The 13,412-nt window shown below is 69.0% G+C and carries 12 protein-coding genes; 3 read left to right on the top strand and 9 right to left on the bottom strand.

The window, feature by feature from the left end; translation table 11 throughout:
• Nucleotides 1-55 precede the first annotated feature (55 nt).
• The 3 genes from EZH22_RS01765 to EZH22_RS01760 all read left to right on the top strand — a co-directional run bounded on the left by EZH22_RS01765 (nt 56) and on the right by EZH22_RS01760 (nt 2,538).
• Nucleotides 56-883: a class II aldolase/adducin family protein gene (locus EZH22_RS01765; RefSeq protein ID WP_203194106.1), complete on the top strand. Its 828-nt coding sequence runs from the start codon at nt 56-58 to the stop codon at nt 881-883.
• Nucleotides 884-997: 114 nt separating this feature from the next.
• A complete protein-coding gene (locus tag EZH22_RS31555) occupies nt 998-1,576 on the top strand; it encodes a rhodanese-like domain-containing protein (protein WP_231711257.1) in 579 nt (192 codons plus the stop codon).
• Complete coding sequence (locus EZH22_RS01760; RefSeq protein ID WP_231711256.1) at nt 1,480-2,538, top strand: rhodanese-like domain-containing protein; 1,059 nt, start codon at nt 1,480-1,482, stop codon at nt 2,536-2,538. The genes EZH22_RS31555 and EZH22_RS01760 overlap by 97 nt, the downstream gene beginning before the upstream one ends.
• A 115-nt stretch (nt 2,539-2,653) precedes the next feature.
• On the opposite strand, the gene EZH22_RS01755 is transcribed toward EZH22_RS01760, so the two are convergent.
• The 9 genes from EZH22_RS01755 to EZH22_RS01715 form a co-directional block, all read right to left on the bottom strand.
• Nucleotides 2,654-3,385 carry an SDR family oxidoreductase gene (locus EZH22_RS01755; RefSeq protein ID WP_203194104.1) on the bottom strand — a complete coding sequence of 244 codons (732 nt, stop codon included), beginning with the start codon at nt 3,383-3,385 and terminating at the stop codon, nt 2,654-2,656.
• A 54-nt stretch (nt 3,386-3,439) separates the two neighbouring features.
• Entirely contained in the window at nt 3,440-5,050 is a 1,611-nt protein-coding gene (locus tag EZH22_RS01750) for an ABC transporter substrate-binding protein (RefSeq protein WP_203194103.1), read from the bottom strand.
• 29 nt (nt 5,051-5,079) lie between these two features.
• The gene (locus EZH22_RS01745; protein WP_203194102.1) at nt 5,080-6,231 is read right to left on the bottom strand and encodes an LLM class flavin-dependent oxidoreductase; all 1,152 of its coding nucleotides are present in this window, start codon (nt 6,229-6,231) and stop codon (nt 5,080-5,082) included.
• A 49-nt stretch (nt 6,232-6,280) separates the two neighbouring features.
• Entirely contained in the window at nt 6,281-7,291 is a 1,011-nt protein-coding gene (locus EZH22_RS01740) for an ABC transporter ATP-binding protein (protein ID WP_203194101.1), read from the bottom strand.
• Nucleotides 7,288-8,310: an ABC transporter ATP-binding protein gene (locus tag EZH22_RS01735; RefSeq protein ID WP_203194100.1), complete on the bottom strand. Its 1,023-nt coding sequence runs from the start codon at nt 8,308-8,310 to the stop codon at nt 7,288-7,290. The genes EZH22_RS01740 and EZH22_RS01735 overlap by 4 nt, the downstream gene beginning before the upstream one ends.
• Nucleotides 8,307-9,224, bottom strand: coding sequence for an ABC transporter permease (locus EZH22_RS01730; RefSeq protein ID WP_203194099.1), 918 nt, complete (start codon nt 9,222-9,224; stop codon nt 8,307-8,309). The genes EZH22_RS01735 and EZH22_RS01730 overlap by 4 nt, the downstream gene beginning before the upstream one ends.
• Nucleotides 9,221-10,222 (bottom strand): ABC transporter permease, encoded by a 1,002-nt coding sequence (locus EZH22_RS01725; protein ID WP_203194098.1) that lies wholly within the window; start codon nt 10,220-10,222, stop codon nt 9,221-9,223. Before EZH22_RS01725 ends, EZH22_RS01730 begins: the two co-directional genes overlap by 4 nt.
• 1 nt (nt 10,223) lies before the next feature.
• On the bottom strand, nt 10,224-11,837 hold the full coding sequence (locus tag EZH22_RS01720) for an ABC transporter substrate-binding protein (protein ID WP_203194097.1): 1,614 nt from the start codon (nt 11,835-11,837) through the stop codon (nt 10,224-10,226).
• A gap of 62 nt (nt 11,838-11,899) precedes the next feature.
• Entirely contained in the window at nt 11,900-13,141 is a 1,242-nt protein-coding gene (locus tag EZH22_RS01715) for an acyl-CoA dehydrogenase family protein (RefSeq protein ID WP_203194096.1), read from the bottom strand.
• Nucleotides 13,142-13,412 lie beyond the last annotated feature (271 nt).

Genomic DNA, 13,412 nt, shown 5'->3' with positions numbered 1-13,412 from the left:
AGGCCGATTGTCATGATATTGATTTTGTCTATCGAAATTATCAATAAGAAATTCCATGCCCGCTCCCGCACGCTCCCCCGTCGCCGCGCAACGCGTTGCCACGCCCCAATTTTCCCCTGAGGAACAGGCCGCCCGCGAGGATCTGGCGGCGGCCCATCGGCTCGCCGTCTGGCATGACTTCGACCAGGGGATCTACAATCACCTCACCGTCGCGGTGCCGGGGCGGGACGATGCGTTTCTGCTGCCGCCGTTCGGCCTGCACTGGTCGGAGGTGACGGCGAGCGGGCTGCTCACCGTGGGCTATGACGGGCGGCTGATCGCCGGCGAAGGAGAGATCCAGCGCTCGGCCTATTGCATCCATGCGCCGATCCATCGCCTCCACCCCGAGCATCAGGTGGTGCTGCACACCCACATGCCCTACGCGACGGCGCTGACCCGGCTGGAAGACAACCGCCTGTTGCCGGTGGGCCAGACCGAGATCCTGCTCATCGACGAGATCGTCTATGACGACGCCTATACCGGCCTTGCCCGCGAGCCGGAGGAGGGCGAGCGGCTGGCGGATTTGCTGGGGCCGGACAAGAAGATCCTGTTCCTCGCCCATCACGGCGTCATCGTCACCGGCCGCACCACGGCGGAGGCCTATGACCGGCTGTTCGCGTTGGAACGCGCCTGCCAGGTGCAGCTCTACGCCTTGTGGACCGGCCGCCCGCTGAAGCAGGTGCCGGCGCCCCTCGTGGAGAAGGCGCAGGCCCAGTATCGCGCCGGGCTGTTGCAGGCCGGCCAGAAGACCGCCGCGCCCGGCCAGAAGCCCCACGGCGCGGAGCTGCATTTCGCCGCCCTGCGCCGCCTGCTCGACCGGCGCGAGCCGGACTATCGCGACTGACCGTCCCCGCGAACCCTTCCCGCATCTCGCGCCAACCGGCGCCCCCAGGAACCTGCCGATGACCTTTTCCGCCGTCACGCCGTCCGCCGCTGTCCGCCTCCTGTCCCCCAAGACGTGCAGGCGGCCCTGCGCGGGACCGGGGAGATCGCGTTCCTCAACGTGCGCGAGGAGGGACAGTTCGGCGAGGGCCACCCCTTCTTCGCCGTCAACGCGCCCTACAGCCGGCTGGAGCTGGACATCGGCGCGCTGGTTCCGCGGCTCGCCACCCCGGTCGTTCTGCTGGACGAGGGCGACGGCCTCGCGGTGAAGGCCGCGCAGCGGCTGGCGGCGCTGGGCTACAGCGACCTTGCCGCCGTGGAGGGCGGCGTCGCGGCGTGGGTGGCGGCCGGCTATGAGATCTACAAGAGCGTCAACAGCCGCTTGAAGGCTTTCGCCGAGGTGGTGGAGCATGCTTTCCATACCCCGGCCATTGAGGCCGCCGAACTCGCCCGCTTGAAGGACGAGGGTGCGGACCTCGTGATCCTCGACAGCCGCACCCCGAGGAATTCGCGCGCTTCCATGTGCCCGGCGCCATCAGCTGCCCGGGGGCGGAACTGGTGGAGAAGTTCGACGCATTCGTCCGCGCGCCGGAGCAACTGGTGGTCGTCTCCTGCGCCGGGCGCACGCGGGGCATCATCGGTGCGCAAAGCCTGATCGATGCGCAGGTGCCCAATCGCGTGGTGGCGCTGAAGGGCGGCACGCAGGGCTGGCGCCTCGCCGGGCTGGCGCTGGAATCCGGTGTCGTCCCCATTGCGCCGGTGCCGGACATCGCGGCCGCGCGCGCCCGCGCCGAAGCCGTCCGCACGCGGTTCGGCCTGCCCCTGGTGGATGCTACGACCCTCGCCCGCTGGCGCGGCGCGGAGGCCGGTGCGCGCACCACCTTCCTCTTCGACCTGCGGGATGCCGCCGACCGCACCGCTCTGCCGGTGCCGGGCGCGGTGGCCGCACCGGGCGGCCAGTTGGTGCAGTCGCTCGACAAATGGGTGGGCGTGCAGCACGCGCGCATCGTGCTGATCGACGCCGATGGCGTCCGCGCTCGCCTCACCGCCCACTGGCTGATCCAGCTCGGCGAGGATGTGCACGTGTTCGATGGAAAGCCGGACGACATTGCCGGGGGCGTCGAAGCGGCGAAGGCGGCGATCCCGGCCGCTCCCCGCGTGTCCCCCCAGGAGGCGGCGGACTTGCTGAAGGACGGCGCGCGGGCGCTCTCGCTCGATGCCAGCGCCGCCTATCGCGCGAGCCATGCGGTCGGGGCATTGTGGACCATCCGGCCGCGCCTTGCGGCGCTCCCTGCGGATGTGCTGGCGGCGCCGGCCCTCGTCCTGTTCGCCGCCGATCCCGGCGTTGCCGATATCGCCGCGCTCGATCTTTCCGGCCTCACCGCGGCGCGGATCGCCGTGGTGGAAGGAGGCCTTGCGGCGTGGCGGGCGGCGGGCCTGCCGGTGGAGGCGAGCCCGGCCAACCCGCCGGATTCCGAGCGCATCGATTATCTGTTCTGGGCCCACGACCGGCACGACGGCAATCCGGACGCCATGCGCACCTATCTCGGCTGGGAGGAGCAGCTTCCCGGACAGGTGGCGGCGGAAGGCGGCGCCGGCTTCCGGCTGGTGGTGTGAGGCGGCCGGCTGGCGAAGGCTTCGCCGGCCCCAAAGCCCGCGCGGCGCCTGAGCGTAGACAAGCCGAAACAGCCCGCGCGGCGCTTGAGCGGAGGCAACGTAAAACCAGGTTATCTCACGCGGCGAGGTGGCCGCCGTCGATGTCGAGTACGGTGCCGGTGGAGAAGGGGTTGGTGAGGAGATAGAGGATGGCCTGCGCCACCTCCTCCGGCCGCCCCGGCCGTCCGGCAGGAATGGCCGCCGCGACTTTCGCCAGCGTCGCCGCCCGCTCCGGCCCGCCATGGCCGGGCGTATCGATATAGCCCGGCGACACCGCATTCACGCGGATGGGCGCCAGCGAGACGGCAAGGCTGCGCGCCAGCGCCTCGACGGCGCCGTTGATGGCGGCGGGAAAAGCCATGGTGCCGATGCCCCGGCGGCTGGAGATGCCCGACACCAGCACGATGGAGCCGCCGGCCCGGATCAGCGGCGCGCCGGAGCGCACCGCATTCACCTGCCCCCAGAACTTGGAATCAAAGGAGGCGCGGGCCTCGGCGAGGTCCGCCTCCAGAAGCGGCTTGCGCACCACGTGCGCCGCCGTCGTCACGAGGTGGTCGAACGGCCCTATTTGCCCGAAGAAGCGCGCCACCGCTTCGGCATCGGCGATGTCGAGGCTGGCGCCGGACGCCCTGGCGCCCAGACGCTCCACCGCACCGGCGACACGCGACACGTCCCGGCTCGCCACCACCACCTCGGCCCCCTTCGCCATCGCCGCCTCGGCCGTGGCGAAGCCGATGCCCTTGGTGCCGCCGATGACGACGACGCGCCGGTCGGCGAGGGCGGAGTTGCGCGGCGGAACTCGAGACATGACGCATCCCTTGTGACGGCTTGGACAGGGTTCGGGACAGGCGGACGTCCGGCGTCAGCCCCGAACGGCTCCGGGCGCCGGCTCCAGCCAGGCGTCCGCGAAGGAGGAGTAGACGCCGATGGGGCCGACATTCACGCCCTTCAACCGGCTCGACCACACCCGGAACTGCTTCAGCTCCAAGAGGGAGATGGAGGGCAGCTCGGTCTGGACGATCAACTGGAACTCGCCGAGCAGCGCCTTGCGCTTCTGCGGGTCCGGCTCCACCGCCGCAGCCTCCAGCAGGGCATCCACCTTGAGGTTGGAATAGCCGGATGCGTTGGACCACGCCGACCCCGGCCGGATGGTCTGCGACCAGAAGCGGCGCTGCACGCCGATCTGCGGGTCCGCGAAGGCGGCGTAATAGGCGTTCAGCGTGTCGAAGTCGTATTCGGTGTAGATCTTCCGCAGGAAGGTCGGCAGATCGTAGTTCAGCAGCTCCACCTCGATGCCGACCTTCTTCAGTTGCTGGCGGATGAACTCGCCCGAGCGCTTGAAGTCGTCGCCATAGGGGATGCTGGCGTGGTTGAAGCGCAGCCGCACGCCGTCCGGCCCGCGCTTGAGGCCGGCCTCGTCCAGCAACGCCTCGGCCTTCTTCGGATCATAGTCGTACTGCGGAAGCCCGGTGGCCGCGAAGGCTGTCTGGAACGCGGGCACCGGGCCGGTGGCGGGCTCGGCGAAGCCGTACCAGACGGTTCGCGCCAGCGCCTTCTTGTCGATGGCGAGGGCGATGGCCCGGCGCACCCGCACATCCTGGAACTGGGGTCGGCGCATGTTGAAATCGAGGAAGAAGACCGGCGCCACCGCCTCCCAGCCGCGTGTTTCCACCACGAGGTCCGGCCGCTTGGCGAGCCGCTCCATGTCCGAGAGGGGCACCGGGCTGAGCGGCACATATTGCGCCTCGCCGGTCTCCAACGCCGCGGCGCGGGCGCCGGCATCGGGCACGAAGCGGAAGGTGAGCCGGTCCAGATAGGGCTTGCCGGCGTCCCAGTAGTTCGGGTTGCGCTCCAGCGTCACGTGGCTGCCGCGCACCCATTCCTTGAAGATGAAGGGGCCCGTGCCGATGGGCTTCGTGTTCCAGGGATTGGTGAGCGGATCGGTGCCCTCATAGAGGTGCTTCGGCAGGATCTGCGTCTCGCTGGAATTGAGCGCGGCCCAGATCACCGGAGAGGGCTTCGCCAGCCGCAGGATGACGGTGTGGTCATCGGGCGTCTCGATGTCCTGGAGCTGCGAATAGGTGCCGATGCCGCGCGGGTGGGTCTTCTTCACCACTTCCAGGATCGAATACTTCACGTCGGCGGCAGTGAAGGGGACGCCGTCGTGCCAGGTCACGCCCTTGCGCAGCCGGAAGGTGATGGAGCGGCCGTCGGACGCCTGCTCGTAGCTTTCGGCGAGCTGCGGACGCGGCGCGCCCGTCCCGTCGTAGGTCACGAGCCCATCGTACACGTTGATGGCGATGACGATGGTGGGGTTGGACACCGTGAGCCCGAGGGTCTGCGGCTCCGGCACCACGATGGAGACGAGGTGCCCGCCGCGGACGGGCGAACCGTCCGCAGCGCGCGCCATCGGCACGGCCGCAAGGGAGGCGCCGGCCGCAGCAAGGCGCAGGATGTCGCGACGGTTCAGCATGGGCAGCCTCCGTTTCGGTCGTGTGGGGATCAGATGCGCAGCCCGGCCTGCTTCAGCAGCGGCAGCACCGCTTCGCCGAAGAAGTCGAGGTCGGGCTTGAAGTCGAAGAAGGCGAGCTGAACGCCGTCGATGCCGGCCTGCTTCAGGCGGATGAGCTTTTCCGCCACCTGCTCGGGCGAGCCGATGATCTGGATGTTGCCGCCGAGCACCCGGTGCTCGCCCTTGTGGTTCTTCCAGGCCTGGCTGTCGCCGGCGGCGTGGTGGGCGAGGAAGCCCTGCACCGCCCCGGTATCGGCATGGGCGAGGATGGCGGCGTGATACTCCTTCGCCTCCTGCTCGGTCGGCCGGCAGACGATCATCGGGTTGATGATGGCTCGCACCTCGCGCCCGGCAGCCTTGGCGCGGGCCTTGAGGTTTGCCACGTGGTCCGGCAACGCGGCGAGCGCCGCCTCGATCTCCGCCCCGGTCGGGCTGGTGATGAAGACGAGGTCGGAATGCTGGGCGGCATAGTCGAAGCCGGCGGGCGAACCGGTGGCGTTGACGAGGATGGGGCGGCCATATTTGGGCCGCGGCGAGACATAAGCCTCCTCCAGCTTCCAGAATTCGCCGTCGATGGTGACGTTCTCGCTGGAGGCCCATAGCCGCTCGACGATGCCGATGAACTCGGCCGCCCGCGCATAGCGCGCGTCATGCTCGATCTGCGTGATGCCGAACATCTTCGGCTCGCGCGGGGCGTAGCCGGTGACCATGTTGATGCCGAAGCGCCCGCCCGAGATATGGTCCAGCGTCGCCGCGAACTTGGCGAGGTGCAGCGGGTGCCACGGGCCGTAGAGGATGTGGATGGTGGAGATGAGGATGATCCGCTTCGTCACCGAGGACAGGGCCGCCACGGTGACGAATGGGTCGATGGCCTGCTCGCGATACTTCAGTTCCCCGCCATAGCCGTCCTTGCCGATCCACTGGGCGAGGCCGAAGGCGAGGTCGAAGCCCAGTTCCTCGGCCTTGAGGGTGAGCGCCTTGTTGTACTCGAACGTCCAGTCGGTGGTGCGCGGCAGGGTCGAGGGCGACCAGCCGCCGCTCTGGATGGGCAGGAACAGGCCGAGCAGCAGCGGTTGCTTCAGCGCCTGCGCGAGGGGACTGTCGGGATAGTCCGCGGGCGAGATGGTGATGCGTGCGGTCATGGTCGGGTCTCCGGATCGGCGCTTCGGCGCCGGACGGGCAGGCAGGGGGTCAGGCCGGCTGCAACACAGCGCCGGCGGTCGGCGCGGGCACGGCGCCGGGCGCGAGATGGCAGGCCACGAGGTGGCCGTCGCCCGCATCGCTGAGGGCCGGCGCATCGATGGCGCAGCGGCCGACGGCGATGGGGCATCGGGTGTGGAAGCGGCAGCCCTTGGGCGGCGCGAAGGGGCTCGGCAGGTCGCCGCCCACAATTGTCTTGTCGGCGATGCGGCTGGCGCCGGGGTCCATGCGCGGCAGCGCCTCGATGAGCGCGCGGGTGTAGGGATGGAGGGGCGCGCGCCACAGCGTCTCGCGCGGGGCAAGCTCGACGATGCGGCCCAGATACATGATGGCCACCCGGTCGGCGATGTGCTCCACCACCGAGAGATCGTGGCTGATGAAGAGATAGGCGACGGAGGTCTCGCGCTGCACCTTGCGCAGCAGGTTCAGCACCTGCGCCTGCAGCGATACGTCCAGCGCCGACACCGGCTCGTCGCAGACGATCACCGCCGGATCGAGGGCGAGCGCGCGGGCGATGCCGATGCGCTGGCGCTGGCCGCCGGAGAATTCATGCGGCAGCCGGTCGATGAATTCCGGCCTCAGCCCCACCGCCTCCATGAGGCTCGCCACCCGGGCGCGCCGCGCGGCCTTGCCGCGCACGCCGTTGAGCTTGAGCGGGGTTTCGAGGATCGTGCCCGCCCGCTGGCGGGGGTCGAGGGCGCCCATGGGGTCCTGAAACACCATCTGCACCTTGGGCCGGAGCGCCCGCCGCTCACGGGCGGTGAGCCCCGTGATGTCGTGCCCCTCCACCTTCAGCGCGCCGGACGTGGGCTCGACCAGTTGCACGATGGCCTTGGCGAGGGAGGACTTGCCGCAGCCGGATTCCCCCACCAGCCCCAGCGTCTCGCCGGGGCGGATTGCGAAGGAAACGCCGTCCACCGCCGAGAGGGGACCGCGGCCGGTGCGGTAGGAGACCACGAGGTCGAGCACTTCCAAAGCGGGCGTCTCAACGGGCGCGCTCATGCCGGCACGCCTTCCAGAACCGGCGCGCGGGGCTTTTCCCCCGCAAGGCGATCGAGGTGGAGGCAGGCGACGCTGCCGCCACCGCCGACGCCTTCCAGAACCGGCTGAAGCCGCGCGCAGGCCTCGTCCGCATGGGCGCAGCGCGGCGCGAAGGCGCAGCCGGGCGGCAGGTCGGCGAGGGAGGGCACGATGCCGGGGATTTCGTCCAGCAGCTCGCGCTGCAGGCCTGGCGTCGGGCGGGCACGCATCAGGGCGCGGGTGTAGGGATGGAGCGGGCGGGCGAACAGGTCGGCCACCGGCCGCTCCTCCACCTTGCGGCCGGCATACATCACCAGCACCCGCTCCGCCGTCTCGGCCACCACGCCGAGGTCGTGGCTGATGAGCAGCAGGCTCATGCCGAACTCCTTCTGGAGCGAGACGATGAGCTTCAGGATCTGCGCCTGCACGGTGACATCGAGGGCGGTGGTGGGCTCGTCGGCGATCAGCAGGCGCGGATTGGCGGCGATGGCGATGGCGATCATCACCCTTTGGCGCATGCCGCCGGAGAAATGGTGCGGATAGTCCTCCGCCCGGCGCTGGGGCTCGGGAATGCGCACGAGGTCGAGCAGTTCCACCGCGCGCCGGTGGAGGGCGGGGCCGCGCAGGCCCGTGTGGCGTTTCAGGCTCTCGATGATCTGGTCGGCCACCGTGCGCACGGGGTTCAGCGCGGAGAGCGGATCCTGGAAGATCATGGCGATGCGGTTGCCGCGCACGTCACGCATGGCGCGCTCGGAGAGGGCCAGCAGGTCCGCGCCCTCGAACCGCACATGGCTTCCCGAAATCTCCGCCGGCGGCGACCGGAGCAGGCGCAGCAGCGCCATGGCCGTCACCGACTTGCCGCAGCCGCTCTCGCCGACGATGGCGAGCGTTTCGCCGGCGGCGATGTCGAAGGAGAGGCGATCCACCGCCGTCAGCCGGCCGGCCGGGGTGCGGAAGCGGACGGTGAGGTCTTCGACGTCGAGAAGGGCAGGGCGCGTCATGTCAGCGACACCCGCGGGTTGAGCACGTCGTTGAGGCCGTTGCCGAGCAGGTTCAGCGCCATGACGGTGAGCGAGATGGCAAGGCCGGGCAAAGCGGTCATGTACCAGGCGGTGCGCAGCACCTCGCGGCCGGAGCCGATCATGCTGCCCCAGGAGATGAGGTTGGGATCGCCGAGGCCGAGAAAGGAGAGCGCCGCCTCGGTGAGGATGGCGGAGGCGACGAGGATCGAGCCCGCCACCACCACCGGCGAGATGGCATTGGGCAGGATATGGGTGAGGATGATGCGGAAATGCCCCATGCCCATCACCCGCGCCGCCTGCACGAATTCCGCATCACGCAGCCGCAACGCCTCCGCCCGCACCAGCCGGGCGACCTGCGGCCAGGAGGTCACGGCGATGCCGAGCACGATGGACGAGACCGAGGGGGTGAGGATCGCCACCACCACCACCACGAACACGAGCGGCGGCATGGTCTGGAACACTTCGGTGATGCGGGTGAGCACCTGGTCCACCCAGCCGCCGAAATAGCCCGACAGCGCCCCGAACACGACGCCCAGCGCCACCGCGAGCCCGGCAGCGGCGAGGCCGACCGCCAGCGAGACGCGCGCCGCATAGACGAGGCCAACGAGGATGTCCCGGCCCAGCATGTCGGTGCCGAGCGGGTATTCCGCCGAGGTGAAGGGCCAGATGAAGGGGCGGGCCACCATGTCCAGCGGATCACCGGGGAAGATCTGCGCCGCGAACAAAGCGGCGCCGGCCACCAAGGCGAGGCCGATGCTGCCGGCAAGGGCGGTGCGGCTGCGCAGGAAGCGATAGCCGAAGGAGGAGGTGCGCACCGCGCGGCGCGGCTTCGGCGCGGCGGGGGCCGAAGGCGCGGCGGCGCGGGGAAGGATGTCGGTGGCGTCGAGGCTCATGGCACGTCGATCCTCGGGTCGAGCAGGGCGTAGACGAGATCGGTCGCGAGGTTCGAGACGATCACCAGGAAGGAGGAGAAGAACAGCACCCCCAAGAGCAGGTTGATGTCGCGCTGGAACACCGCATCGAAGGCGAGCCGGCCCATGCCGGGCCAGGCAAACACGGTTTCGATCACCACCGAGCCCGAGAGCAGCGTGCCGAGCTGAAGGCCGGTCATGGTGACGATGGGCAGGAGCGCATTGCGCAGCACGTGGCGCACGGCAATGGGCAAAGGGGCGATGCCCTTGGCGCGGGCGGTGCGCACGAAGTCCAGCTCCTGCACTTCCAGCATGGCCGAGCGGGTGAGGCGCGTGTAGATGGCGATGTAGAAGAAGGCCAGCGACAGCACCGGCAGTACCATGTGCAGCGCCACGTCGCCGACCGCCGCAAGCCCGGTATGGACCTGCTGCAGGTCGCGCATGCCGCCGGCCGGCAGCCAGCGCAGCTCCACCGAGAACAGCACGATCAGCATCAGCCCCACCCAGAAGAGGGGTGTGGCAAAGCCGATGGTGGAGAAGGCGGAGAGCACCCCGTCGGGCCAGCGCCCGCGCCATTGCGCGCTGATGGCGCCGAAGAGGATGCCGAGCGCCACCGCCAGCACGAGGCTGGAGAGCATGAGCAGCGCGGTGTTGGGCGCGCGGGTCAATATGAGGTCCAGCACCGGCATGGAATTGCGGAACGAATAGCCGAGATTGAGCTGGAACAGCTGGCCCATATACTTGAAAAACTGGATGGCAAGCGGCTCATCGAGCCCGAACTGCTGGCGCAGCATGGCCATGTATTCGGGCGTCGCGGAGCCCGCCTCCCCTGCCATCACCTCGGCGAGGTCGCCGGGGGCGAGGCGCAGGAAGAAGAAGTTCAGCACCACGATGGCGAGGATGGTGGGCACCACCTGCACCACGCGCAGGCCGAGATAGCGCAGCACCCGCCCCTCGGGCAGCTGAAGGGCGCGCGCCATCTCAGGCCCCCACCCACACGGTCTTCAGCGACTGGTAGCCGCCGAACGGGGCGAGATCGATGCCGGAGAGCTTCGCCGAATAGGCGCGATAGAAGGTGAGCTCCAGCAGATTCACCGAAGGCAGCTTCACCTGCGCGAGGCGCTGCAATTCGCGGATATCGGCGTTGCGCTTTTCGACATTGCCTTCGGTCTGGATGCGCTCGATGACCGCATCGATCTCGGGGTCGGCGATCCCCGAGGCGTTGGAGGAGGGCGTGCCCTTCTTGATCGCCTGGCTCCAGTAGCGCCGCTGCACGCCGATCTGCGGATCGGGATAGGCGGAATACCAGGCGCTGTGGGTGTCGAAATCGTATTCGGTGAAGACCACCTTGATGTAGGTGGGCAGATCGTAGTTGCGCAGCGTGACTTCGACGCCGATGCGCTTCAGTGCCTGCTTGAAGTATTCGCCCGCCCGCCGGTAATCCTCGCCATAGGCAGAGGGGATGTGGCCGATGCGCAGGCGCACGCCGTCCGCGCCTTTCTTCAGCCCGGCGGCGTCGAGCAGCGCCTCGGCCTTGGCGATGTTGTAGTCGTATTGCGGAAGATCGGTCGCGAAGAACTGGGTCTGGTAGCTCGGCACGGGCCCGGCGGCGGGCTTGGCGAGGCCATAGAACACGGTTTCCGCCAGCGCCTTGCGGTTCAGCGCGTGGGCGAAGGCCTGCCGCACTCGGATGTCGCCGAACGGCTCACGGCGCAGGTTGAAGTCGAAGAAATACATGGGCGCCGGCCCCTCGAAGCCGCGCGTCTCCACCACGAGGTCCTTGGACGCCTTGATGCGTGCCACGTCGGAAAGCGGCACGGGATTGAGCGGGATATATTGCGCCTCTCCGGTTTCCAGCGCCGCCGCACGGGAGGCGGGATCGCGGATGATGCGGAACACCACCCGGTCGAGATAGGGCCGGCCCTTGTCCCAGTAATTGGGATTGCGCTCCAGAACGATGCGCTCGCCCTTCACCCACTCCTTGAAGACGAAAGCGCCGGTGCCGATGGGCTTGCCGTTCAGGGGATTGGTGAGAGGGTTGGTGCCCTCATAGAGATGCTTAGGCAGGATCTGCGTCTCGGTGCCGTTGAAGGCCGCCCACACCACCGGCGAGGGGCGCGAGAAGCGCAGAACTGCCGTGTATGGATCGGGCGTGTCCACGGCGGTGAGATTAGCGAACACCGCATTGCCGCGCGGGTGCACCTTCTTCGTCACTTCGAGAAGGGAATAGGCGACGTCCGCCGAGGTGAAGGGCGTACCGTCATGCCAGGTCACGTCGTTGCGGAGGCGGAAGGTGATGACGGTGCCGTCCGCCGAGGTCTCCCAGGATGTGGCGAGGCTCGGCTTGAGCTTGAAGCCCTCGTCATACTCCACGAGCCCGTCGAAGATGTTGGCCGAGACCGCCACCGCCGGCGCGGAGATGGTGAGGCCGGCGACGAGGCCGGCCGGCTCGGGATCGAGCACGGCAACGAGCGTGCCCCCGGTGGCCGGGGCTGCGCCCGCCCGGCGCGCGGCTGCCGGCAGGAGGAGGGAGGCTCCGGCGCCCGCAAGGAGCGTGCGACGGGACAAGGCAAGGGTCTCGAACGGGGACGTCATCGGGTCATCGGGTCTCGGATGGGCGTTGGGCGCTGAGGGGCCGGATCACGCCGGCCCCGGGCTCAGAAGAAGCTGGAAGGCGGCAGGGGCGTGCCGTCGATGGCGTGGAGCCCGAGCAGGCGCGCCTTGTAGGAGCGCGGATTGTGCGAGGCGAGGGTGCGGGCGTTGCGCCAGTGGCGGTCCAGATTGACCGCGCGGTGGGCCGCCGAGGCGCCGCCCACGTCGAACAGCTGGCTGGCCGAGCGCAGGGTGAGATCGTCGATGATGACCTTGGCGCGCGCCGCCTTGAGCGCCGCCCCATGGGCCGCCGCGTTCACCTCTTCCGAGGACGCGCCGGACGCGCGCAGCGCATCGGCGACATCGAGAGCTTCGGCGGTGGCGAGCACCAGCGCTTCCGCCGCATAGGCCGCCGCGGAAATCTCGCCCAGCGCCTGCTGGAGGATGGGATCTTCCGTGGCGACGGGCGTCGGCGCGAAGAAATAGGTGTGCTTGCGGCTCTTGAGCAGCGCCGTCGCATCCCGCAGCACGGCGGCGAGGATGCCGGCATTGACCGTGGTGAGGTAGAGCTGGGGCAGGGTGCTGGAATAGGCCGTGCCGTAGCCAACACCCGTGCCGTCCGGCACCACCTCGTCGGGCTCGACGCGCACGTCGTTGAAGATGGTGGTGCCCGAACCGGTGAGGCGCTGGCCGATGCCGTCCCAGTCATCGACGATCTCGATGCCCTCGCGCTTCACCGGCAGAATGAGGGAGGCGTTGCCGCCCTCCGGCGTCGCCACCCGCACCAGCACCAGGTCGGAGAAGATGGTGCCGGTGGAATAGTATTTGCGGCCGCTGATGCGCCAGCCGTCGCCGTCCGGGCGCAGGACGGTGGCAAAGGGGGAGCCGCCCACCACCTTGGCGTCGCTCTCCGTATTGGCGAGGCCGACGATAGCCCCGTCCGCTACGGCGCGGCGCCATCCTTCTTCCGCGGCATTGCGCGGGGTGCGGGCGTAGCGCTCCACGAAGGTGAAATGATTGCGCAGAATGTGCGCCACATTGGCGTCCGCCGTGGCGAGACGCAGCACCACCCCGAACAGCTCGCGGAACGAGGCACCGGCGCCGCCCGCCTCCACCGGCAGGCGCAGGGCGCCGAGCTTCGTAGAGCGGATCAGTCCCAGCGGCTCGTGCGGCAGGATGCGCTCGTACTCGCGCTGGGCAGAGCCCGCCGCGATGGTGTCGAACAGGGCATCAAGCGCCGGCGCGTCCGGGCGCAGCGGTCCGCCGAGAAGGGTCGCGGCGGCAGAGGGGACGACGATTTCGTTCATGGCTGGGTCCGAAGTGGCGGGTCCGACGGAATGGAGCGTTGGAAAGGGCCGGAGGGGCACCCGGCGCGCTTCGAGCGGAGCGCTTCGCAGGTCAGGCTCAGCACCGGAATTCCGGTCCGGCGCGACGCATCGGCGAAGAGATGGTCAGCATATCCCTTAAACTTAGTTTGTCGATCTTTTTAATGTAATTAAATGTCCACAAGTTGGACGTGGAATGGCCGTGCGGCCCTGCACAGGGAGTCGGCTCGATGGGAAAGCTGACGAGAAATCC

The organism is Xanthobacter dioxanivorans, assembly GCF_016807805.1.
GTDB lineage: Bacteria > Pseudomonadota > Alphaproteobacteria > Rhizobiales > Xanthobacteraceae > Xanthobacter > Xanthobacter dioxanivorans.
The sequence above is the reverse complement of the archived record's forward strand: the minus strand, read 5'-3'. Positions and strand labels throughout refer to the sequence as shown.

What these genes read in the sequence shown, in the direction of transcription:
- EZH22_RS01720 (WP_203194097.1), bottom strand. Translation starts at nt 11,837, where the DNA reads ATGACGTCCCCGTTCGAGACCCTTGCCTTGTCCCGTCGCACGCTCCTT.
- EZH22_RS01750 (WP_203194103.1), bottom strand. Translation starts at nt 5,050, where the DNA reads ATGCTGAACCGTCGCGACATCCTGCGCCTTGCTGCGGCCGGCGCCTCC.
- EZH22_RS01725 (WP_203194098.1), bottom strand. Translation starts at nt 10,222, where the DNA reads ATGGCGCGCGCCCTTCAGCTGCCCGAGGGGCGGGTGCTGCGCTATCTC.
- EZH22_RS01715 (WP_203194096.1), bottom strand. Translation starts at nt 13,141, where the DNA reads ATGAACGAAATCGTCGTCCCCTCTGCCGCCGCGACCCTTCTCGGCGGA.
- EZH22_RS01740 (WP_203194101.1), bottom strand. Translation starts at nt 7,291, where the DNA reads ATGAGCGCGCCCGTTGAGACGCCCGCTTTGGAAGTGCTCGACCTCGTG.
- EZH22_RS01730 (WP_203194099.1), bottom strand. Translation starts at nt 9,224, where the DNA reads ATGAGCCTCGACGCCACCGACATCCTTCCCCGCGCCGCCGCGCCTTCG.
- EZH22_RS01745 (WP_203194102.1), bottom strand. Translation starts at nt 6,231, where the DNA reads ATGACCGCACGCATCACCATCTCGCCCGCGGACTATCCCGACAGTCCC.
- EZH22_RS01735 (WP_203194100.1), bottom strand. Translation starts at nt 8,310, where the DNA reads ATGACGCGCCCTGCCCTTCTCGACGTCGAAGACCTCACCGTCCGCTTC.
- EZH22_RS01765 (WP_203194106.1), top strand. Translation starts at nt 56, where the DNA reads ATGCCCGCTCCCGCACGCTCCCCCGTCGCCGCGCAACGCGTTGCCACG.
- EZH22_RS01755 (WP_203194104.1), bottom strand. Translation starts at nt 3,385, where the DNA reads ATGTCTCGAGTTCCGCCGCGCAACTCCGCCCTCGCCGACCGGCGCGTC.